Origin of the sequence: Nocardioides abyssi, from assembly GCF_030412915.1 — a bacterium.
GTDB lineage: Bacteria > Actinomycetota > Actinomycetes > Propionibacteriales > Nocardioidaceae > Nocardioides > Nocardioides abyssi.
In genome coordinates, this window is the sequence record NZ_JAUHJR010000005.1 from 170,134 (window position 1) to 192,636 (window position 22,503).

Below are 22,503 nucleotides of genomic sequence, written 5' to 3' on the forward strand. Positions count from 1 at the left end.
TTCCCCGCAGTCACGGCGCAGCGCCTGCCGCTGGGGTCAGGACACAGCCGGCCGACGCGGACGCCGGGCGTCGCCGGGCAGCCCGAACACGGTGCGCACGCCGGGGCTGTGCGCGACGTGGTCCGGCGGACGGTCGACCAGCCCGGGCAGGCCGACGGAGGCGACGAGCTGGTCGTCGAGGGCGAGCACCTCGGCGTCGTGCAGCGGCCAGGGCTCGTGCCGGTTGGGGACGTGCAGCGTGCGGCCCCACCAGCGCACGTGCAGCCCCCAGCGCGCGGACAGGAAGTGGTCGAGGGCGGTCGCCTCGCGCGGCGCGCCGACCCGGACCGAGACGTGGCTGCGCACCGGCGGGCCCGGTCGCAGCAGGCGGGCGTTGTACGTGCGGACGTCGCCCTCCTCGGCGTACCGCATCCGCGCCCAGCGGTAGGGCAGGCCGAAGGCCGCGCGGGCGCCCAGGACGACCGCCGCGCGGTCAGCGTCGAGGCTGAGGAAGACGACGCCGCGGCGGCCGGTGGAGTCCACGGAGTAGAGCCGGACGTTGGTCTCGAGGAACGACCCGAGGTACGGCACACCCGGCCCGCGACCGACCCCGGCGCCGACCATCCGGAAGGGCACCAGCCCGACGTAGGTGCGCCCGTCGAGGGTGTCGGGCCGCACGCCGGCCGGCATCCGGTCGGCGACGACGGCCGGGTCGACCGCCCAGTGCAGGAAGGTCAGGTCGCGCCACTGCTGACCCATCATCACCGGGCCGGTGAGCTCCGGCGCCCGCGGCGAGACGTCCTCGACGACCGGCTGCTCCACCCGGCCAGCCTAGGCTGCGGCTCGTGACGCCCGACGACGTACGCCGCCTGGCGGCGACCGCGCACGAGCGGTGGACCGAGCTCGAGCTGGTGCACCGCTCGCCGCACGACCACGTCCGCGCCACGCTCCGCCACGGCGAGCTCGACGCGGTCCGCCTGCCCGAGGGCGAGCGGGTCCGCGAGCGCGGCGCACCCCCCTCGTCGTGGGACGTCCGCCCGCTCGAGCCGTACCCCACCAACTACCTGTGGTCGGCGATGCTCGACCCCCACGAGCTGACCGAGGGCGTGGAGATCACCGACGTGCGCCGCACCGAGCTGCTCGGGAGACCGGTCGTCGCGTTCTCCGCCCGGGCCGTCGACGGCTACGACCCCGTCTGCTCGTGCTGCCCGCTGGTCTTCTCCGAGGTCTCCGAGCGGCTCGAGCACGGTGACGACCGGGTCCCTCCGCCGCCCGGCGTCCTGCCCACGCACACCGACCTCGCCCTCGACCTCGAGGCGGGGGTCGTGGTCAGCAGCCACGACCGCGGCGGTCTGCGGGGCGGCCGGTTCACCAACGAGCTGCTGCGGGTCGTGCCCGGCGCCGAAACGGGGAACGGCGCCCGCACCGCGTAGGTTTCCGGGGTGCCCGATGCTCGCCCCCGCCGTACCTTCGCCGTCATCAGCCACCCCGACGCCGGCAAGTCCACGCTGACCGAGGCGCTCGCGCTGCATGCCCGCGCGATCAACGAGGCCGGCGCCGTGCACGGCAAGGGCGCCCGCCGCGCCACGGTCTCGGACTGGATGGCGATGGAGAAGGCCCGCGGCATCTCGATCACCTCGGCGGCGCTGCAGTTCGTCTACCGCGACCACGTCGTCAACCTCGTCGACACCCCGGGCCACAGCGACTTCTCCGAGGACACCTACCGCGTGCTGTCCGCGGTCGACTCCGCGGTGATGCTGGTCGACGCGGGCAAGGGGCTCGAGCCGCAGACGCTGAAGCTCTTCCGCGTCTGCGCGCTGCGCGGCATCCCGGTCATCACCGTCATCAACAAGTGGGACCGCCCCGGCCTCTCCGCGCTCGGCCTGATGGACCTCATCCAGGAGAAGATCGGGCTGCGTCCCACCCCCCTGACCTGGCCGGTCGGCGAGGCCGGCGACTTCCGCGGCGTGCTGGACCGCCGCACCGGCGACTTCGTGAAGTACACCCGCACCGCCGGCGGCGCGACCCGCGCGCCCGAGGTGCGGCTGGCCCCCGGCGAGGTCGACGAGGCCGACGCCCAGGTGTGGTCCGACGCGGTCGAGGAGCACGAGCTGCTCGGCCTCGACGAGGCCGACCACGACCAGGACGGGTTCCTCGCCGGGCGCACGACGCCGGTCATGTTCGCCTCTGCGCTGCAGAACTTCGGCGTCGCCCAGCTCCTCGACCTGCTGCTCGACCTCGCGCCCGCGCCGGGCGCCACCGAGGGCGTCGACGGGACGGTACGCCGCGTGGAGGACGACTTCAGCGCGTTCGTCTTCAAGGTGCAGTCGGGCATGAACTCCGCCCACCGCGACCGGCTCGCCTACGCCCGCGTCGTCTCCGGCACCTTCGAGCGCGGGATGGTCGTGACCCACGCGGCGACCGGCCGGCCGTTCGCGACCAAGTTCGCCCAGGCGGTCTTCGGCCGCGAGACCACCTCGGTGGAGACCGCCGAGCCCGGCGACATCATCGGCCTGGTCAACGCCAACGCCCTGCGCGTGGGCGACACGATCTACACCGGCGACCCGGTGGAGTACCCGCCCGTCCCGACCTTCGCCCCCGAGCACTTCGTGACCGCGAGCGCCGGCGACATCGGCCGCTACAAGCAGTTCCGCCGCGGCATCGAGCAGCTGGACCAGGAGGGCGTCGTCCAGGTGCTCCGCTCGGACCTCCGCGGCGACCAGAACCCCGTCCTCGCCGCCGTCGGGCCCATGCAGTTCGAGGTCGTCGAGGACCGGATGACCCACGAGTTCAACGCGCCGATCCGGTTCAGCCGGCTCGACTTCCAGCTCGCCCGCCGCACCGACGCCGCCGGCGCCGAGGCGCTGGCCGGGATGCGTGGCGTCGAGGTGCTCCAGCGCAGCGACGGCACCCACCTCGCGCTCTTCGTCGACCAGTGGCGCGCCAAGGTCACCGCCCGCGACAACCCCGACATCCTGCTCGAGGCGCTCCCGGCCGGCGGCGGCTGACCCACCCGAGGAATCCGCAGCGCGGTCTTGCGGTTGGGGCACGTGGACCATCCGCGACCCCGTGCAGGAGGCAGCACCCCGTGAGCCAGCTCTTCACCCCGATCACCCTCCGCGACGTCACCGTCCGCAACCGGGTGTGGGTGGCGCCGATGTGCCAGTACTCCGCGGTCGACGGGGTGCCGAACGACTGGCACCTGGTGCACCTCGGCTCGTTCGCGCGCGGCGGCGCCGGCCTGGTGATCAGCGAGGCCACGGCGGTCGTGCCCGAGGGGCGGATCTCCCCCGACGACACCGGGCTGTGGAACGACGAGCAGCAGGCCGCCTGGGCGCGGATCGTCGACTTCGTCAAGGGCCAGGGCGCCGCCGCCGGGATCCAGCTGGCCCACGCCGGCCGCAAGGCGTCGACGCACTCCGGCTTCGACGGTCGTCGGGGCGGCGTCCCGGACGCCGACGGCGGCTGGCGACCGGTCGGGCCGTCGGAGGCGGCGTACCCCGGTCTCCGCGACGACGTCGAGGAGCTCGACACCGCCGGCATCCGCCGGGTGGTGAGCGCGTTCGGCGACGCCGCCGAGCGCGCGGTCGCCGCCGGCTTCGACGTGCTCGAGGTGCACGCGGCCCACGGCTACCTGCTCCACGAGTTCCTCTCGCCGCTCTCCAACCACCGCACCGACGAGTACGGCGGCGACTTCGCCGGCCGCACCCGGCTGGTCCTGGAGGTGGTCCGCGAGGTCCGCGGCCGGGTCTCCGCCGGCGTACCGCTCCTCGTGCGGCTCTCCGCGACCGACTGGCTCGAGGGCGGCTGGACCGCCGACGAGACCGTCCGCCTCGCCGGGCTGCTGCGCGAGGAGGGCGTCGACCTCGTCGACACCTCCACCGGCGGCAACGCGCCCGCCGACATCCCGGTCGAGCCCGGCTACCAGGTGCCGTTCGCGCGCCGGGTGCGCACCGAGGCCGGCGTCCCCGCCGGGGCGGTCGGCCTGATCACCGAGCCGAAGCAGGCCGAGGACGTGCTCGCCGACGGCTCGGCCGACGTCGTGCTGCTCGCCCGCGAGCTGCTCCGCGACCCGCACTGGCCGCTGCGCGCCGCGCAGGAGCTCGGCGTCGAGGCCGGCCCCGAGGGGCTCGACCTCTGGCCCGCGCAGTACCGACGCGCGGCCCGCTGACCCGTGCTGATCCCCGGGCCCGGCCCGGGGGTCAGAGGTCGCGGTGGGTGTGGTCGGGCTCGCCGGAGGTGTCCTGGCGCAGGAGGTTGACCACCGCCGCGCCGAGCCCGCCCCACAGGACGACCATCGCCACCACCATCATCACGATCGCCTCGGTGCTCATCGGGCCTCCTCCTCGTCGTTCGCAGCGTGGCTCGTCGACCCGGCGGGCGTGAGGTCGACCGAGCGGTGCCAGGGCAGCCGGGCCAGCACGAGGCCGAGCACCAGCACGAGCCCGGCCGCACCCCAGCCGAAGACGCCGAGCATCCAGCCCGGGTAGCCGCCGTACGGCTTGTCGAGGGTGTCGAGGAAGTCGCGCGCGAGCACGAAGGCCAGCGCGAGCGGCGCCACGACCGCCACCAGCGCCATCCAGACCCGGCCGAGCCGGATCGACCCGTGCCGGTTGAGGTGGCCGGCGAGGCCGGGCAGGGCCCGGACGAACCAGGCCAGCACGACCATCGAGACGACGGCGACGAGCAGGATGCCGAACCGGTTGATGAAGTAGTCGACGATGTCGAGCACCGAGAGGCCGCTGGTGGTCGAGAAGAGCACCAGGCTGACGAGGGCGGCGGGCCCGCCGACGACGGCGACAGCGGTGAGCCGGGAGAGCTCGAGCTTGTCGCGGACCGCCGAGACGACGACCTCGAGCACGCTGACCAGCGAGGTGAGGCCGGCGATGACCAGCGAGCCGAAGAACAGCACCCCGATCAGCGCACCTCCCGGCGCCTCGCTGATGATCGCCGGGAACGCGACGAAGGCCAGGCCGATGCCGTCGGCGACCACCTCGTCGACCGCGACCCCGTTGGCCTGCGCCATGAAGCCGAGCGCCGCGAAGACGCCGATGCCGGCGAGCAGCTCGAAGCCGGAGTTGGCGAACCCGACGACGAAGCCCGACCCGGTCATGTCGGTGCGCCGACCGACGTAGGAGGCGTAGGTGATCATGATGCCGAAGCCGATCGACAGCGAGAAGAAGATCTGGCCGAAAGCCGCCGCCCACACCGACGCGTTGGTCAGTGCGCCCCAGTCGGGCGTGAAGAGCTGGTCGAGGCCGGCCGCGGCGCCGGGCAGGAACAGCGAGCGGACCACGAGCACCGCGAACGCGACGACGAGCAGCGGGATGAAGACCACCGAGCTCGCGCCGATGCCGTTCTGGACGCCGAGGCCCATGATCAGCAGCACCGCCGCCCACACGATGAGCAGCGGCACGAGCACGCCGACGACGACCTCGGTGGTGATGCCGGAGCCCTCGACCCGCAGGAACTCCTCGAAGAAGTAGCCCTCCGGGTCGTCGCCCCACGACTGCCCGACCGAGAAGAACGTGTAGCGCACCGCGTAGGCGATGACCGCGGCGTAGTAGATCGCGATCATGAAGCAGATCCCGACCTGCCACCACCCGAGCGCCTCGGTCGCCCGCGACTGCCGGGCGAACGACAGCGGCGCCGAGCCGCGGTGCCGGTGGCCGAGCGCGTAGTCGAGGAAGAGGAACGGGATGCCGGCGGTCAGCAGCGCCACGAGGTAGGGGACGACGAACGCGCCGCCGCCGTTCTCGTAGGCGACGTAGGGGAAGCGCCAGATGTTGCCCAGCCCGACGGCCGACCCGATCGCGGCGAGGATGAAGACCCGGCGCGACGAGAACGCTCCCCGTCGCTCCTGCTGGTCCGGCGGCGATGTCGTCACGTGGCTCCTCCTGGTCCGACCGGGTGCGGCTCGCACCGACTGGTGCGCACAGCCTGTGCCCCCGAACGCCCCGGCCGCAACGTCGGGCAGCGCCCGCGTGTCGGGGCTCAGCCGGCGGCGTGGGTGAGCAGCTGGTCGACCGGTGCGTGGTCGTCGGTCAGCACCTCGGCGTCGCTGACCCAGCCGTCGAGGTCGGCGTCGGCGCGAGCCGTCCACCCCAGGCCGCGGTCGCCCAGCGACCGGGTGACGGCGGCGAGGTCGAGCGGCCGGTCGGACGCGACGACCACCAGGTTGCCGCCGTCGACCCGGCGGAACGCACCGGGCCGCGCGACGAGCGCCACGTGGTCGAACACCTCGCGCAGGGTGGCCACCTGCGCGCGGGCGAAGGCGAGCGGTCCGCGGTCGATGAGGTTGGCGGCGTACACGCCCTCGTCGCGGAGCACGCGTCGTACTTCCCCCACCGCCTCGCGGGTGGTCAGGTGCCACGGGACGCTGACGCCGCCGAACGCGTCGCCGACGACGAGGTCGCGGCTGTCGTCGGTCAGCCGGTCGAGCCCGAGCCGGCCGTCCTCGACGCGGACCTCCAGCCGCGGCCCGGTCTCGAGCCCGAGCAGGTCGCGGTCGACCGCCACGACGCCCGGGTCGATCTCGGAGACCAGGCTCGCGGTGCCGGGGCGCACCTCGGCGAGGTAGCGCGGGAGGGTGAGCCCGCCCCCGCCGAGGTGGTACGCCGCCAGCGGTTCACCCGCGGGGAACGACGCGTCCACGACGGACGCGATCGCCTGGACGTACTCGAACTCCAGGTGGGTGGGGTCGGCGAGGTCGACGTAGGAGTGGCGCAGGCCGTCGAGGACCAGCACCCGCCCGGAGGCCCGCTCGGGGTCGGTCTGGACCCGGGCGCAGTGGTAGCGGGTCTCCACGTCGCACCCGCCCGGGGCGACCACGGCGCCGAGCGCGCCGAGCCCGGTCCCGCCGACCACCAGCGCGAGCACCGGAGCCGCACCGCGGGCGCCCTGCACCCGGACCCCGACCACCGCGGCGACCAGCACCAGCAGGGCCCCCAGCCCGACCAGGATGCCGCTGACCGGCACCGCCGAGACGAGCACGAAGCCGGTGAGCACCGTCCCGGCGATCGAGCCGGCCGTCGAGAGGCCCGAGAGCCGGCCGACCACCGCGCCGGTCTCGGCCAACGAGGTCAGCGCGAGCTTGGTCGCCATCGGCGTGACCGCCGACAGCAGCGCGCCGGGCACCCCGATCGTGACCGCGGCGGCGAGCAGCAGCACGGGCCCGCCCGCGGTCTCCGCCGCACCGCGGACGAGGAACGGTGTCGCCGCGACCACCACCCCGGAGACGCCGAGCAGCGGAGCGAGCGTGCGGCGCGGGTCGACGACGTCGGCCGCGCGGCCACCGCCCCACGAGCCCAGCGCGATGGCGGCGAGCGCGAGACCGATGACCAGCGTGTTGGTCTCGAGCGTCAGCCCGAGGTACGGCGCGAGCAGGCGCAGCGCGACCAGCTCGACGACGAGGACCGCGGCGGAGGCGCCGACGACGAGGGCGGCCAGCTCACGCGGACCGGGCCCCCGCCCTCTCCCCCGCCCTTGCTGCGCCGCCATCCGTCCCCCTCCGAGCCAGCAGCGGTCGGGCCGGCTCAGCCGATCCGGTCGATGACCAGCGGGTCGGGCGTGAAGTCCGTGCCCTCGGGCGCGACGTCGTACCCGCCCTCGAGCGAGGCGAGCGCCCGCTCGAAGCGGTGCTCGTCGTCGGTGAGCAGGGTGAAGAGCGGCTGGCCCTCGGTGACGGCGTCACCGGGGCGGGCGTGCCAGACGACGCCGGCGCCGGCCTGCACCGGGTCCTCCTTGCGGGCCCGGCCGGCGCCGAGGCGCCAGGCCGCGAGCCCGACCGACATCGCGTCGAGCCGGGTGAGCACGCCGGTGGACGGCGCGTTGACGACGTGCTGCTCGCGGGCGGTGGGGAGCTCGGCGTCGGGGTCGCCGTCCTGGGCGCGGATCATCGCCTTCCAGGCGTCCATCGCCGAGCCGTCGGCCAGCTTGTCGGCCGGGTCGACGTCGGTGATCCCGGCGCCGGCCAGCATCTCGCGGGCCAGGGCGAGGGTCAGCTCGACGACGTCGGCGGGCCCGCCGCCGGCGAGCACCTCGACGGACTCGGCGACCTCGATCGCGTTGCCGGCGGTGCGGCCGAGCGGGGTGGCCATGTCGGTCAGCAGCGCGGTGGTGCGGACGCCGGCGTCGGTGCCCAGCGCGACCATGGTCCCGGCGAGCTCGCGGGCGCGGTCGACGTCCTTCATGAACGCACCGGACCCGACCTTGACGTCGAGGACCAGCGCGCCGGTGCCCTCGGCGATCTTCTTGCTCATGATCGAGGAGGCGATCAGCGGGATCGCCTCCACGGTGCCGGTGACGTCGCGCAGCGCGTAGAGCTTCTTGTCCGCAGGGGCCAGGCCGTCGCCGGCCGCGCAGATGACCGCGCCGATCGACTCCAGCTGCTCCATCATCTCGTCGTTCGACAGGGCGGCGCGCCAGCCGGGGATGGCCTCGAGCTTGTCGAGCGTGCCGCCGGTGTGGCCGAGCCCGCGGCCGGAGAGCTGGGGCACGGCGACGCCGTGCGCGGCCACGAGGGGCGCGAGCGGGAGGGTGATCTTGTCGCCCACGCCGCCCGTCGAGTGCTTGTCGGCGGTCGGGCGGGAGAGCCCGGAGAAGTCCATCCGCTCCCCCGACGCGATCATCGCGGCGGTCCAGCGGGCGATCTCGCGCTGGTCCATGCCGTTGAGCAGGATCGCCATCGCCAGCGACGACATCTGCTCGTCGGCGACGTCGCCGCGGGTGTAGGCGGCGACCACCCAGTCGATCTGGGAGTCGGTCAGGGACTGGCGGTCCCGCTTGGCGGAGATGACCTCGACGGCGTCGTGCTCAGACATGGCGCGACCCTACGACCGGCGTGGCCGCGGTGGTGAAACCCCGGCCGCGGGAGCCGGCGTCCCGACCGGGCACGACCAGGGCACGACCAGGGCACGACCAGGGCACGACTAGTGGACGACCTCGTCGAGGTCCTCGGGCCCGAAGGCGTCGGGCAGCACGGCGTCCATGCCCTTGAGGCCGGAGACCGTCCACACCCGCAGCCGCCGGCCGCCGTGCTCGAAGAGCAGCTGGCGGCAGCGCCCGCACGGCATGATCACCGCGCCGTCGGCGTTCACGCACACGAAGTGGGTCAGCCGGCCGCCGCCGGTGACGACCAGCTGGGACACGAGGCCGCACTCGGCGCAGAGGGTGACGCCGTACCCCGCGTTCTCCACGTTGCAGCCGGTCACCACCCGTCCGTCGTCGACGAGCGCGGCGGCGCCCACGGGGTAGTGGGAGTACGGCGCGTAGGCCCGGCGCATCGCCTCGACGGCCGCCTCGCGCAGCCCCGTCCACAGCGCGACGTCCTCGCCCTCCGCGAGCTGGCCCTCGAGCTGGGCCTCGGACGCCTGGTCCTGGTCTGCCATCTGTCCTCCTTCGCCGGGGCACAGTGCACCACGGGGGTGGCAGCGTGCCCTACCGGGCCGCCGGCCACACGAGGGACCAGGTTCCAACTCGGTAACTGTTCGGGGACGACGATCCGATGCGCCCACGCGCGCCGGTCGCAGCGGTTACGGTGCCGCGTGGCGCTCCCCGACCTGTGGCGGAGCGATGAGCTTCGGAGGAACACGTTGAACAAGATGAGGAAGTCCGTGATCGGCGGCATCGCCGCCTTCGCGGCGTCGACCGTGCTGGTGGCCTGTGGTGACGCGCCGGACGACAACGAGGGCGGCAGCGGCAGCAGCGAGGCGAGCGACTTCCTCCCCTGCATCGTCTCCGACGCGGGTGGCTTCGACGACAAGTCGTTCAACCAGCTCTCGTTCGAGGGCGTCGAGAAGGCCGGCGAGGAGCTCGGTGTCGAGCCCAAGGCCGTCGAGTCCAACAGCGAGAACGACTACGGCCCCAACATGGAGAGCCTGGTCGCCGAGGGCTGCGACATCATCGTGTCGGTCGGCTTCGCGCTGTCCGCCTCGACCGTCGAGTCGGCCACCGCCAACCCCGAGCTGCACTACGCGCTCATCGACGACGCCGCCGACAACGACTTCAACGGCGAGAAGGACGCGGAGAACGTCAAGCCGCTCCTCTACGACACCGCCCAGGCGGCGTTCCTGGCCGGCTACGCGGCCGCTGACTACTCCAAGACCGGCGTCGTCGGCACCTTCGGCGGCCAGCCGTTCCCGACCGTCACCATCTTCATGGACGGCTTCCGCCAGGGCGTGGAGTACTACAACCAGGAGAAGGGCAAGGACGTCAAGGTCGTCGGCTGGGACGGCAAGAACGGCTCCTTCACCGGCGGCTTCGAGGCCAACGAGAAGGCGACCAACACCGCCAAGCAGCTCCTCGACCAGGACGTCGACGTGATCCTCCCGGTCGGCGGCCCGATCTACCAGGGCGCGCTCACCGCGATCGCCGACTCCGGCCGCGACGTCGCGATGGTCGGCGTCGACGCCGACCAGTTCGAGACCGACCCCGCCACGCAGGACGTCATCCTGACCTCGATCCAGAAGGGCATGGACATCTCGGCCTACGAGACCGTCATGGCCGCGAGCGAGGGCAACTTCGACGCCGAGTCCTACGTGGGCACCCTCGAGAACGACGGCGTGAGCCTCGCGCCGTTCCACAACTTCGAGGACAAGGTCTCCGACACGCTCGCCGACGAGCTCGAGCAGGTCAAGGCCGGCATCATCGACGGCTCCATCGAGGTCACCAGCTACCTCAACCAGTGACACCGCGCAGAGGGAGGTCGACCAGCACGGTCGGCCTCCCTCTGCCGTACCGTGCAGGACGCCGCTGCGCCGATCCGCGCGGCACCCTGCCGCCACCCATCCCTGTGCCGCTAGGACGGACCCATGCAACTCGAGCTGCGCGACGTGACGAAGCGCTTCGGCTCCCTGGTCGCCAACGACCGGATATCCCTGACCGTCGCCGGCGGTGAGATCCACTGCCTGCTCGGTGAGAACGGCGCCGGCAAGTCGACGCTGATGAACGTGCTCTACGGGCTCTACCGCGCCGACGAGGGCGAGATCGTCCTCGACGGCGAGCCGCTCCAGCTCGACGGGCCGGGCGACGCGATCGCCGCCGGCATCGGCATGGTGCACCAGCACTTCATGCTCGTCCCGGTCTTCACCGTCGCCGAGAACGTCATGCTCGGCAACGAGGAGACCGGCGTGGCGGGCTCCCTCGACATCGACGCCGCCCGCGCGCGGGTGCGCGAGATCTCCGACCGCTTCGGCTTCCACGTCGACCCCGACGCCGTCGTGGGCGACCTGCCCGTCGGCGTCCAGCAGCGCGTCGAGATCATCAAGGTCCTCTCCCGCGAGGCCAAGGTCCTGGTCTTCGACGAGCCGACCGCCGTGCTGACCCCGCAGGAGACCGACGAGCTGATGGAGATCATGCGGCAGCTGCGTGCCAGCGGCACCGCGGTCGTCTTCATCACCCACAAGCTGCGCGAGGTCCGCGAGGTCGCCGACCGGATCACCGTCATCCGCCGCGGCCGCGTCGTCGGCGAGGCCGACCCGACGGCCACCAACACCGAGCTCGCCGCCCTCATGGTCGGCCGCCCCGTCGAGCTGACCGTCCAGAAGGACGCGCCCACGCTCGGCGAGGAGGCGCTGGTCGTGCGCGACCTGACCGTCGCCGACAGCACGGGCATGGTCCACGTCAACGGCATCAGCTTCGAGGTCCGCGCCGGCGAGGTGCTCGCCGTCGCGGGCGTCCAGGGCAACGGCCAGACCGAGCTGACCGAGGCCCTGCTGGGCCTCCAGGAGCACGTCAAGGGCTCGATCCGGCTCGACGGTCGCGAGCTGGTGGGCCGCAAGGTCCGCCAGGTGCTCGACGCCGGCGTCGGCTTCGTGCCCGAGGACCGCCAGGTCGACGGCCTGGTCGGGACCTTCAGCATCGCCGAGAACCTCATGCTCGACCGCAGCTTCGGGGCCCCCTTCGTCCGCGCCGGCTCGGTGCAGGTCGGACGCCTGGAGGAGTTCGCCCGCGAGAAGCTGCAGGAGTACGACGTCCGCGCGCCCGGCATCCACACGCCGGCCGGCAACCTGTCCGGCGGCAACCAGCAGAAGGTGGTCGTCGCCCGCGAGCTCTCGCGCGACCTGCGCCTGCTCGTGGCCGCCCAGCCCACCCGTGGCGTGGACGTCGGCTCGATCGAGTTCATCCACCAGCAGATCATCGCCACCCGCGACTCCGGCGTCCCCGTGCTCGTCGTCTCGACGGAGCTCGACGAGGTCGTCGCGCTGGCCGACCGGATCATGGTCCTCTACCGGGGCCAGGTCGTCGGGATCGTGCCGGCCGACACCCCCCGTGAGGTGCTGGGCCTGATGATGACCGGAGAACGACCCGCAGGAGCCGTCGCATGACCCACCCCGAGGAGCCCTCCACCGGGGCGCACACCCAGGGGATCCCCGCCCCCTCGCCCGAGGCCACGACCGGCGTGACGACCACGCCCGGCAGTGACCCGGAGCGGCCCAGCGGCAACGGCCGGTGGTACGACGTCGCGCGGGCGATCACGACCGGCAACGCCCTGGTGGCGGTGCTGTCGATCTTCCTCGCCGTCGTCGTCGGCTCGATCCTGATCCTCGTCACCGACGACGCCGTCCGCGAGTCGGCCGGCTACCTCGGCTCGCGGCCCAGCGACTTCTTCCGCTCCTCGTGGGAGGCGATCTCCGGGGCCTACAGCGCGCTGTTCCGCGGCTCGGTCTACAACTCCCGCGGCGCCGACTTCGCCGCGCAGATCCGGCCGCTGACCGAGACCCTCAAGTTCGCCGCCCCGCTCATCGCGGCCGGCCTGGGTGTCGGCCTGGCGTTCCGCACCGGCCTGTTCAACATCGGTGGCCGCGGCCAGATGCTGCTCGCGGGTGCCGCCGCCGGCTGGATCGGCATCAACGCCGACGGCCCGGCGATCATCCAGCTGCCGCTGGCGATCATCGTCGGCATGGCGGTCGGCGCACTGTGGGCCGGCCTGGCCGGCCTGCTGAAGGCCCGCACCGGCGCCCACGAGGTGATCGTCACGATCATGCTCAACTACGTGGCGTTCTACCTGGTGTTCTACGCCCTCTCGCGGCAGAGCCTGCTCCAGGCGCCGGGGTCGATCAACCCCAAGTCGCTGCCGATGGACGACAGCGCCACGATGCCCAAGCTGCTCGGCGAGCGCTTCAACCTGCACCTCGGCTTCGTGCTCGCGCTGGTCGCGGTCGCGGTCGTGTGGTGGCTGCTGAGCCGCTCGGCCCTCGGCTTCCGGTTCCGCGCGGTGGGCGTCAACCCGCACGCCGCGCGCACGGCCGGCATCGACGTCGGCCGGACCTACGTCGTCGCGATGCTCATCGCCGGCGCCCTCGTCGGCCTCGCCGGCGTCAACCAGACCCTCGGCACGACCACCGCGGGCGTCACCACCGACCTCGACGCCGGCATCGGCTTCGACGCCATCACCGTGGCCCTGCTCGGCCGGTCCCACCCGCTGGGCATCCTCGGCGCGGGCCTGCTCTTCGGTGCCTTCAAGGCCGGCGGCTTCTCCATGCAGGCCTCCGAAGGCATCCCCGTGGACATCGTCCTGGTCATCCAGTCCCTCATCGTGCTGTTCATCGCCGCTCCCCCGCTGGTGCGTGCGATGTTCCGCCTGCCTGCCAAGGAGGCCGCGTGACCACGTCCGCCCCCACCACCGGGCCGGCGCCCGTCACCGACACGCCGCCGGTCATCGCGGTCGTCAGCAAGAAGGCGCCGGTCATCCTGGCCGTGGTGACGGTCGCCCTCGCGGCCGCCGTCGCGCTCGGCTCGCAGAGCGGTGACACCAGCTTCCGGCTGGCCACCCGCAACGACTTCGTCGAGATCCCCGACATCACCGTCCCGGCGGTCGGCACCGCCTGGGTCGCGGTCGTGCTCATGGCGCTGTGCGCCGCCGAGTCCGTGCGCCGCTACCTGGCCCACCGCGACACCCCGCTGTGGCTGGTCGCGGTCTTCAGCGTCATCGGCATGATCGGCTTCCTCGGCTGGGCCGCCGCCGGCGCCACCCTGCCGGTCGTCGGCCTGCTCGCCGGCGCGCTGGCGCTCGCCGTACCCCTCGTCTTCGGCGCCCTCGGCGGCGTCCTCGGTGAGCGCGTCGGCGTCGTCAACATCGCCATCGACGGGCAGCTGCTCGCCGGTGCGTTCGCGGCGGCGCTCGTCGGCTCCGTCGCGGGCTCGGCCTGGGTCGGCGTGCTGGGCGCGGCCGCCGCCGGTGCGCTCGTCGCACTGATCCTCGGCGTCTTCGCGATCAGCTACTTCGTCGACCAGGTCATCGTCGGTGTCGTGCTCAACGTGCTGATCGTCGGCCTGACGAGCTTCATGTTCAGCCAGGTGCTGGCCCCCAACGCCGCGGACCTCAACAGCCCGCCGCGCCTGGGCCCGGTCACGATCCCGGTGCTGGGCGACATCCCGGTCATCGGCCCGATCCTGTTCCGCCAGTCCGCGCTGGTCTACCTGCTCTACGTCGCGGTCGCCGTCGTGACCTGGGCGCTCTACCGCACCAAGTGGGGCCTGCGGGTCCGCGCGGTCGGCGAGCACCCCAAGGCCGCCGACACCGTCGGCATCGACGTCGTGCGCACCCGCTACCGCACCGTGCTCATCGCCGGCGCGATCGCCGGTGCGGGCGGTGCGTTCTACACGCTGGTCTCGGTCTCGCAGTTCAACCGCGAGATGACCGGCGGCGCGGGCTACATCGCGCTGGCGGCGGTCATCTTCGGCAAGTGGGACCCGATCCGCGCGACCCTGGCGGCGCTGCTGTTCGGCTTCGCCTCCAACCTGCAGGGCGTGCTCTCGGTCATCGGCTCGCCGGTGCCGAGCGAGTTCATGCTGATGCTGCCCTACGTCGTGACGGTCTTCGCCGTGGCCGGCCTGGTCGGCCAGTCGCGGGCGCCGGCCGCCTCGGGCGTGCCGTACCGCAAGGGCTAGCTAACCGCCCAGCTCCAGCACCACCTCGGCCGCGGCCGTCGCGGGCGCCCTCCTCAGGCGTCGGCGACGGCCGCTGCTGCTGCTCCGGCCAGCACGCGCGCGCCGATGCCGATCGCGCGCTCGTCGACGCGGAGGTCGCCCTGGTGCAGGTCGTAGGTGGGACCGCCCGGGGTGCGGGTGCCGAGGCGCATCATCGCGCCGGGCACCTGGTCGAGGTACCAGCCGAAGTCCTCGCCGCCGAGGCTCTGCGGGGCGACCACCTGGCCGCCGTCGCCGAGCACCTCGTGGACGGTGCGGGCCAGGATGCGGTTGGACACCGGCTCGTTGACCACCGGCGGGACGCCGCGCTGGTAGTCCACGACCGCGGTCACGCCGTACGGCGCCACGATCTCGTGCACGACCTCCCGCACGATCCGCTCGCAGTCGGCCCAGGCGACCGCGTCCAGGATGCGCACGGTGCCGGCGAGGGACCCGACGTCGGGGATGACGTTGGGCGCGGCGCCGGCGCGGACCATGCCCCACACGACCGAGACCCCGGCCCGGGGATCCATCCGGCGGCTCAGCACGGCGGGCAGCTCGGTGGTGACCTTCGCGAGCGCGAAGGTGAGGTCGCCGGTCAGGTGCGGGCGGCTGGTGTGGCCGCCCCTCCCCTCCAGCCGCACCTCGACCCGGTCGGCGGCGCTGGTCAGCGGCCCGAGTCGCAGCCCGACCTGGCCGACGTCCACCCCGGGGTCGCAGTGGAGCGCGAAGATCCGGTCGACGTCGTCGAGCACGCCCAGGCTCATCAGGTGCACCGCGCCTCCCGGCATGACCTCCTCGGCCGGCTGGAACAGGAGCCGCACGCGGCCGCCGAGCAGGCCTTCCTCGTGCACCCGGGCCAGCGCGAGCGCCGCGCCCACCACGGCGGTGGTGTGCACGTCGTGCCCGCAGGCGTGCGCCACGTCCGGCACGGTGCTGCGCCACGGGTCGGAGGTGACGTCGTGCACCGGCAGCGCGTCGAGGTCGGCCCGCAGCGCCGCCACGGGGCCGCCCTCACCGATCTCGGCGACGACCCCCGACCGCGGCATCCGCCGGACCCGCCACCCGACCTCCGCGACCCGGTCGGCCACCAGGTCGCACGTGCGCTCCTCGTGCCACGACAGCTCGGGGTGGGCGTGCAGGTCACGGCGCAGGTCGACGAGCTCCGCCTCGTGCTTCTCGGCGACCTCGCGGATCAGCTCGTGCACGCGGGGGTCCCTGGTCATCAGGCCACCCAGGTTAGTCCCCTCCCCCACCCGCCGACCCCGGCCGCCCACCCCCGGACGCACCACACCCGCCTCGTGCTGCGGGGAGTGCGCTGGAGCGCACGCTGGGCAGCACGAGGCGGGTGGTGGTGGGTCGGGTGGTGGGGTGAGGAGGGTGGCGCGGTGCGGGTCAGAGCCCGAAGCGCATGACCTTGCCCTTGGGCACGTCACCCGGCTCGCCGGACATGCCGGTCATCGCGTTGGTGGTCGCCCACAGCGAGCCGCCCTTGAGCTCGAGCGCGGCGGGCATCGCCGCCTTCCGGAACAGCTGCGGGGTGCTGGTGCCGGCGAGGACCTTCATGATCCGGCCGGTGAACAGCTCGGTGACGTAGACGTCGCCGTTCCGCGCGACCGCGACACCGGTGGTGCTGAGGAACCCGGTCGCGACCGGGGTGACCTCGCCGGTTGCGGGGTCGATGCGGTGCACGGCGCCGTTCGCGCCGAGGCTGCCGTCCTCCGGACCTCCCGGGAGGCTGGTGACGTACAGGTCTCCGTCGGGGCCGACCTCGATGTCGGTGGGCACGCCCTCGAGGGCCATGGTGCGGCCCACGACGCAGTCGGGGAGCTCGAGCGCCGCAGCGGCCTCGGCCGGGACGACGACCTCGACGGGCGGGAGCGGGGCGACGGGCGTGACCTCCCCTCCGGCGATCTTGAAGACCGCGTTCGCGCCGGCGTCGGCGACGTACACCGTGCTGCCGGAGACGGCGGTGGCGTAGGGGTGGGTCTCCGTGACGCCCTGGTACTCCTGGAGGAACGGCGGCACCTGGCAGTCCTCGGGCAGGTCCTGCAGCCCGTAGGTCGTGCCGCCGTCGGGGTTGGTGGCCCGCTCGGCGGCGCCGATGTCACCGATGGTGCGGGTCTTGCCCTTCCGGATCTGGCGGACGATGCCGCCCTCGTTCTCGCCCCACGACACGGCATAGGTGATGACGTTGTCGGTCACGTCGACGGCGCCGATCTCGCGGCCCTTCATCGCCTTCGCGACGACGACCGGCTTCTTGCCCTTCTTGACCTTCATCAGCTGGCCGGCGAAGTTCTGCGCGACGTAGGCCGTGCCGTTGGACTTCACGCCCAGGCTGAGCGGGCTGAGCAGGCCCGTGGCGACGACCTGGGCGCCGGGCGCCCGGTCAGCGGCGGGGGCGGGGGCGGCGTTCGCGCCGGCCGTGGGCACGGCCAGCGCGAGAGCGGCGACCGAGGCCGCGGCAAGGGTGGAGCGCTTCATCGGGTTCCTCCAAGCAGGGGTGGGTGTGACCCGATCCTGCGCGGCCCGATGTCCCGCCCGCATGAGTCAGATGTCCCATCTTGGGGGGACCCGTCCGGGTCAGCCCGGGGCTATGGGCCCGCCCGCCGTCCCGGCGTCGTACGCCGCCAGGATGCGGTCGGCGGCCACGGTCGCCGGCAGGTCCCCGGCGAGCACCGCGGCCCGGACCTCGTCGCGGACGGCCCGCACCGCGGGCGAGTGCCGCAGCCGCTGGTCGAGCTCGTCGCGGACCATCGCCCAGGTGAAGTCGAGCTGCTGCTCGGCGCGCTTGCGGGCCAGCCCGTCGGTGCCGAGGTGCTCCCGGTGGGCCAGCACGCGGTCCCACAGGTCGTCGACGCCGACGTCGGTCAGCCCCGAGCACGTGACGACCGGCGGCGCCCACTCCTCCATGCCGCGCACCATCCGCAGCGCCCCGGCCAGGTCGCGCGCGGCGACCCGCGCCTCGCCCTCGCGGTCGCCGTCGGCCTTGTTGACCGCGATGACGTCGGCGATCTCGAGGATGCCCTTCTTGATGCCCTGGAGCTGGTCGCCGGTGCGGGCGAGGGTGAGGAAGAGGAAGGTGTCGACCATCCCCGCGACGGTGACCTCCGACTGCCCCACGCCGACCGTCTCGACCAGCACCACGTCGTACGACGCCGCCTCGAGCACCGCCATGGCCTGCACGGTCGCGCGGGCGACGCCGCCGAGGGTGCCCGCGCTGGGCGAGGGCCGGATGAACGCCTGCGGATCGGAGGCGAGCCGGCCCATCCGGGTCTTGTCGCCGAGCACCGAACCGCCGGTGCGCACCGACGACGGGTCGACGGCCAGCACCCCGACCCGGTGGCCCGCTGCCGTCAGGCGGGTCCCGAGGGACTCGATGAACGTCGACTTCCCGACCCCGGGCACGCCGGAGATCCCGACCCGGACGACGTCGCGCCCCCCGGAGTCGTCCGCGAGCTCGGTGAGGAGCTCGCGGGCCAGCTCACGGTGCTGGGGCCGCGAGGACTCCACCAGCGTGATCGCCTGGGAGACCGCGGCCCGACGGCCGGACCGGATCCCCTCGACGAGCGTCGGGACGTCCGGCGGCATCAGTGACCGAGCTGCTCGCGCAACCGGGCCAGCAGGTCGAGCGCGGACTCGGCGATGACGGTGCCGGGCAGGAACACCGCGGCCGCCCCCATCTCGGTCAGCGTCGGCACGTCGTCGGGCGGGATCACGCCGCCGATCACGACCATGATGTCGGAACGGCCCTGCTCGGCGAGCGCGTCGCGCAGCGCCGGCAGGAGGGTGAGGTGGCCCGCGGCGAGCGAGCTGACACCGACGATGTGGACGTCGGCGTCGACCGCCTGCTGCGCGACCTCCTCGGGCGTGGAGAACAGCGGGCCCACGTCGACGTCGAAGCCCATGTCGGCGAAAGCGGACACGATGACCTTCTGGCCGCGGTCGTGACCGTCCTGGCCCATCTTCGCCACGAGGATGCGGGGCCGGCGGCCCTCGTTCTCCTCGAAGTCGGCGGTGGCGTCGAGGACCTGCTGGACCAGGGTGCCGTCGCCCTCGCCGGCGGTGTCGCGGTACACGCCGCTGATCGTACGGATGACGGCCTGGTGCCGGCCGTAGACCTTCTCCAGCGCCTCGGAGATCTCCCCGACGGTGGCCTTCGCGCGGGCCGCGTCGACGGCGAGCCCGAGCAGGTTCCCGTCGAGGCCCTGGCCGGCGCCCCGCTCGGCGCTGTTGGTGAGCGCCTCGAGCGCCCGGCGCACGGCGTCGTCGTCGCGCTCGGCGCGCAGCCGCTCGAGCTTGGCGACCTGCTGGCGGTAGACGTCGTCGTTGTCGACCTTGAGGACGTCGAGCTTGTCCTCGGCGGCCAGCCGGTAGGTGTTGACGCCGATGACCTTCTGCGCGCCGGAGTCGATCCGCGCCTGGGTGCGGGCGGCGGCCTCCTCGATGCGCATCTTCGGGATGCCCTGCTCGATGGCCTGGGCCATGCCGCCCGCCTGCTCGGCCTCCTGGATGTGGGCCCACGCGCGCTCGGCGATGTCGTGGGTCAGCCGCTCGACGTAGTAGGAGCCGGCCCAGGGGTCGATCGTCCCGGTCGTGCCGCTCTCCTGCTGCAGCAGCAGCTGGGTGTTGCGGGCGATGCGCGCGGAGAAGTCGGTCGGCAGCGCGATCGCCTCGTCCAGCGCGTTGGTGTGCAGCGACTGGGTGTGGCCCTGGGTCGCGGCCATCGCCTCGATCGCGGTGCGCTGGACGTTGTTGAAGACGTCCTGGGCGGTCAGCGACCAGCCGGAGGTCTGGCTGTGCGTGCGGAGGCTGAGCGACTTGGGGTTCTGCGGGTCGAACTGGCGCACCAGGCGCGACCACAGCGCGCGGGCGGCGCGCATCTTGGCGACCTCCATGTAGAAGTTCATGCCGATCGCCCAGAAGAAGCTCAGGCGCGGCGCGAACTGGTCGATGGTCAGCCCGCTGTCGAGGCCGGCGCGGATGTACTCCACGCCGTCGGCCAGCGTGTAGGCCAGCTCCAGGTCGGCGGTCGCCCCGGCCTCCTGCATGTGGTAGCCGGAGATCGAGATCGAGTTGAACCGCGGCATCCGCTGGCTGGTGAAGGCGAAGATGTCGGAGATGATCCGCATCGACGGCGCCGGCGGGTAGATGTAGGTGTTGCGGACCATGAACTCCTTGAGGATGTCGTTCTGGATCGTCCCCGCGAGCTGCTCCGGCTTCACCCCCTGCTCCTCGGCCGCCGCGATGTAGAGGGCCAGCACGGGCAGGACCGCGCCGTTCATGGTCATCGACACCGACATCTCGTCGAGCGGGATGCCGTCGAAGAGCGTGCGGGTGTCGTAGATCGAGTCGATCGCCACGCCGGCCATGCCGACGTCGCCGCGCACCCGCGGGTGGTCGGAGTCGTAGCCGCGGTGGGTCGCGAGGTCGAAGGCGACCGAGAGGCCCTTCTGGCCGGCCGCGAGGTTGCGGCGGTAGAACGCGTTGGACTCCTCGGCGGTGGAGAAGCCGGCGTACTGCCGGACCGTCCACGGCTGGGTGGTGTACATCGTCGGGTAGGGCCCGCGCAGGAACGGGCTGAGGCCCGGGAACGTGTCCAGCGCGTCGAGGCCCGCGATGTCGCCCTCGGTGTAGACGGGCTTGATCTCGATGCCCTCGGGCGAGGTCCACGGCTCACCGCCGCTCGCCGCGGCCGGGACACCCGCGCCGCCGCTGAGCGGCAGGCCGGCGAAGCTCTTCGGGACCGTCATGACAGGTGCTCCCTCGTGCGGGTGAGGAACGCGAGGGCGTCGACGCCCATCGCGCAGGAGTCGTCGACGCCGTCGCGCGGCTTGCCCGCGACGACGACGTGGCTGGCGCCGGCCTCGCGGAGGGCGGCGACGAGCGGGTCGGCCCACTCGTCGTACGCCGCGTCGGAGCCGGCCAGGCAGACGACCGGGCTGCGGTCGCCGGAGGTGTACGCCGCCACGACGTCGTCGACGCCCTGGGTCGGCCCGGCGACCTCGACGGCGATCCCGCCGGCGGCCAGCAGGTTGGAGGCGAACGTCGCGCGGGCGGTGTGCGCGGCGACCGTGCCCATCGTCGCGACGAACACCGGGCGGGACGTCGGGGCGTCGCGCAGCTCCTCGAAGGCGGCGCCGTAGCGACGGACCGCCTCGGCGGCCGGGTCCGCAGCCCGCTCGGGCAGCTGCTCGGCGAGGTTGGGGAACTCGGTGAGGCCGGTGATCGGTCGCTTGCGGGTCGCGACCTCGCGCTCGCGGCGGGCCACGGTCTCGGCGACGGCGTCGTCGAAGGACTCCCCCGACTCCAGCCGGCCCAGGACGTCCCAGCCGGCGACGGCCAGGTCGTCGGTCAGCTTCTCGACGGCGTACGAGCCACCGGCGGGGTCGGCGACCTTGGCGACGTGCGCCTCGTCGACGAGCAGGTGGGAGGTGTTGCGCGCGATCCGGCGGCCGAAGGCGTCCGGGCGGCCCAGCGTGCTGTCGAAAGGCAGCACCGTGACCGCGTCCGCGCCGCCGACGCCGGCCGCGAAGGAGGCGACGGTGGTGCGCAGCATGTTCACGTAGGGGTCGTACTTGCTCATCATCGGCCGGCTGGTCACCACGTGCTGGCGCTGCTCGGGCGGGGCGCCCTCGCTCAGCTCGACCACGCGCGCCCACAGCCGGCGGGCGGCCCGCAGCTTGGCGATGGTCGGGAACTGCTCGTCGGTCGCGGCGTACCGGAACTCCAGCAGCCGCGTCGCCTCGTCGACGCCGATGCCGGCACCGGTCAGCACGCGGAGCACCCGGGCGGCCACCCACATCGAGTAGCCGAGCTCCTGGGCGTCGGAGGCGCCGAGGTCGTGGGCGACGGTCGCGTCGACGACGACGCCGAGCACGCCGTTGTCGAGCGCGAGCCGGGCCACCGCGACGAGGTCCTCGTCCGAGGCGCGGCCGTCGACGCCGAGGTTGGTGCCGTCGGCCGGCGTCGTGCCGTCGAGGTGGGCGAGGAACGCCTCGGCCACCGCGACGGGGGCGGTCGGCGCGTCGAGGACGACCGGCGCCAGGTCGAGGAGCACGCCCTCGAGCAGCGCGGGCAGGTCGGTGTCGGCGTCCGCGGTCACCCACAGCGACGCGACGCCGCCGTCGAGGTCGACGAGCGCCTCCTCGTTGGCCTGCTTCGCCGGCACGCCGGTGGCACCCAGGTGCGCCCGCACGTCCCACGGGCCCACGCGCGTCGGACGGCCGGTGGTGCTCAGGCCCTCCAGCAGCGCCGGGGTGCCGAGCGGCGTGACCTCGATGCCGTCGAGCGTGGTGCGGGCCAGCTTCGTCCACACCGCGTCGTCGGGGTCGTCGTCCGTGAGCCGGCGGGACTTGCGCAGCACCGCGGCCGCGGCCTGCTCCCAGTCCTGCACGGTCCACCGGTCGCCGTCTCCGGCCAGGTCGAGCGTGCCCTGCTCCGGCTCCAGCTCGGTCGGCTCGTCGAGGCCGCCCTCCACCGCGCCTTCGGGTTGCGTCATGGGGCGAACGATAAGGACGTGGCGTGACGGTGGCCACCGAGTGTGACGTTTTCGACCTGGCTGGCGGCCCTCCGCGCGGCCGCCTGGCGGGGTGTCGGGGTCACCGGTTAACC

General features: G+C 73.4%; 18 protein-coding genes. 7 read left to right on the forward strand and 11 right to left on the reverse strand.

The window, feature by feature from the left end:
* Positions 1-36: 36 nt before the first annotated feature.
* Positions 37-801 carry a YqjF family protein gene (locus QWY29_RS13385; RefSeq protein WP_300961521.1) on the reverse strand — a complete coding sequence of 255 codons (765 nt, stop codon included), beginning with the start codon at positions 799-801 and terminating at the stop codon, positions 37-39.
* 23 nt (positions 802-824) lie between these two features.
* On the opposite strand from QWY29_RS13385, the gene QWY29_RS13390 reads away from it, so the two are divergent.
* The 3 genes from QWY29_RS13390 to QWY29_RS13400 all read left to right on the forward strand — a co-directional run bounded on the left by QWY29_RS13390 (position 825) and on the right by QWY29_RS13400 (position 4,150).
* Positions 825-1,412 carry a hypothetical protein gene (locus QWY29_RS13390; RefSeq protein WP_300961522.1) on the forward strand — a complete coding sequence of 196 codons (588 nt, stop codon included), beginning with the start codon at positions 825-827 and terminating at the stop codon, positions 1,410-1,412.
* A gap of 9 nt (positions 1,413-1,421) precedes the next feature.
* The gene (locus QWY29_RS13395; RefSeq protein ID WP_300961523.1) at positions 1,422-2,987 is read left to right on the forward strand and encodes a peptide chain release factor 3; all 1,566 of its coding nucleotides are present in this window, start codon (positions 1,422-1,424) and stop codon (positions 2,985-2,987) included.
* An 80-nt stretch (positions 2,988-3,067) separates the two neighbouring features.
* Entirely contained in the window at positions 3,068-4,150 is a 1,083-nt protein-coding gene (locus tag QWY29_RS13400; protein ID WP_300961524.1) for an NADH:flavin oxidoreductase/NADH oxidase, read from the forward strand.
* Positions 4,151-4,181: 31 nt separating this feature from the next.
* Here QWY29_RS13400 and QWY29_RS13405 read toward each other — a convergent pair whose 3' ends face one another.
* From QWY29_RS13405 to QWY29_RS13425, 5 genes are all read right to left on the reverse strand, one after another.
* Complete coding sequence (locus QWY29_RS13405; RefSeq protein WP_300961525.1) at positions 4,182-4,313, reverse strand: methionine/alanine import family NSS transporter small subunit; 132 nt, start codon at positions 4,311-4,313, stop codon at positions 4,182-4,184.
* Positions 4,310-5,866, reverse strand: coding sequence for a sodium-dependent transporter (locus QWY29_RS13410; protein ID WP_300961526.1), 1,557 nt, complete (start codon positions 5,864-5,866; stop codon positions 4,310-4,312). Before QWY29_RS13410 ends, QWY29_RS13405 begins: the two co-directional genes overlap by 4 nt.
* Positions 5,867-5,973: 107 nt before the next feature.
* Positions 5,974-7,479: a fused MFS/spermidine synthase gene (locus QWY29_RS13415; RefSeq protein ID WP_300961527.1), complete on the reverse strand. Its 1,506-nt coding sequence runs from the start codon at positions 7,477-7,479 to the stop codon at positions 5,974-5,976.
* Positions 7,480-7,514: 35 nt separating this feature from the next.
* Entirely contained in the window at positions 7,515-8,801 is a 1,287-nt protein-coding gene (locus tag QWY29_RS13420; protein ID WP_300961528.1) for a thymidine phosphorylase, read from the reverse strand.
* Between the two features lie 108 nt (positions 8,802-8,909).
* Positions 8,910-9,368, reverse strand: coding sequence for a cytidine deaminase (locus QWY29_RS13425; protein ID WP_300961529.1), 459 nt, complete (start codon positions 9,366-9,368; stop codon positions 8,910-8,912).
* Between the two features lie 213 nt (positions 9,369-9,581).
* On the opposite strand from QWY29_RS13425, the gene QWY29_RS13430 reads away from it, so the two are divergent.
* From QWY29_RS13430 to QWY29_RS13445, 4 genes are all read left to right on the forward strand, one after another.
* Complete coding sequence (locus QWY29_RS13430; protein ID WP_300961530.1) at positions 9,582-10,667, forward strand: BMP family lipoprotein; 1,086 nt, start codon at positions 9,582-9,584, stop codon at positions 10,665-10,667.
* Between the two features lie 123 nt (positions 10,668-10,790).
* Positions 10,791-12,305: an ABC transporter ATP-binding protein gene (locus QWY29_RS13435; protein WP_300961531.1), complete on the forward strand. Its 1,515-nt coding sequence runs from the start codon at positions 10,791-10,793 to the stop codon at positions 12,303-12,305.
* Entirely contained in the window at positions 12,302-13,585 is a 1,284-nt protein-coding gene (locus QWY29_RS13440) for an ABC transporter permease (protein WP_300961532.1), read from the forward strand. The genes QWY29_RS13435 and QWY29_RS13440 overlap by 4 nt, the downstream gene beginning before the upstream one ends.
* Positions 13,582-14,871 carry an ABC transporter permease gene (locus QWY29_RS13445; protein WP_300961533.1) on the forward strand — a complete coding sequence of 430 codons (1,290 nt, stop codon included), beginning with the start codon at positions 13,582-13,584 and terminating at the stop codon, positions 14,869-14,871. The genes QWY29_RS13440 and QWY29_RS13445 overlap by 4 nt, the downstream gene beginning before the upstream one ends.
* Positions 14,872-14,924: 53 nt before the next feature.
* Here the strand turns inward: QWY29_RS13445 and QWY29_RS13450 are convergent, their stop codons facing one another.
* The 5 genes from QWY29_RS13450 to QWY29_RS13470 form a co-directional block, all read right to left on the reverse strand.
* Positions 14,925-16,115 (reverse strand): amidohydrolase, encoded by a 1,191-nt coding sequence (locus QWY29_RS13450; protein ID WP_300961534.1) that lies wholly within the window; start codon positions 16,113-16,115, stop codon positions 14,925-14,927.
* A 169-nt stretch (positions 16,116-16,284) separates the two neighbouring features.
* A complete protein-coding gene (locus tag QWY29_RS13455; protein WP_300961535.1) occupies positions 16,285-17,373 on the reverse strand; it encodes a ScyD/ScyE family protein in 1,089 nt (362 codons plus the stop codon).
* A gap of 99 nt (positions 17,374-17,472) precedes the next feature.
* A complete protein-coding gene (gene meaB, locus QWY29_RS13460; protein WP_300961536.1) occupies positions 17,473-18,480 on the reverse strand; it encodes a methylmalonyl Co-A mutase-associated GTPase MeaB in 1,008 nt (335 codons plus the stop codon).
* Positions 18,480-20,642 (reverse strand): methylmalonyl-CoA mutase, encoded by a 2,163-nt coding sequence (gene scpA / locus QWY29_RS13465; RefSeq protein WP_300961537.1) that lies wholly within the window; start codon positions 20,640-20,642, stop codon positions 18,480-18,482. The genes meaB and scpA overlap by 1 nt, the downstream gene beginning before the upstream one ends.
* A complete protein-coding gene (locus QWY29_RS13470) occupies positions 20,639-22,390 on the reverse strand; it encodes a methylmalonyl-CoA mutase family protein (protein ID WP_300961538.1) in 1,752 nt (583 codons plus the stop codon). Before QWY29_RS13470 ends, scpA begins: the two co-directional genes overlap by 4 nt.
* Positions 22,391-22,503: the final 113 nt, after the last annotated feature.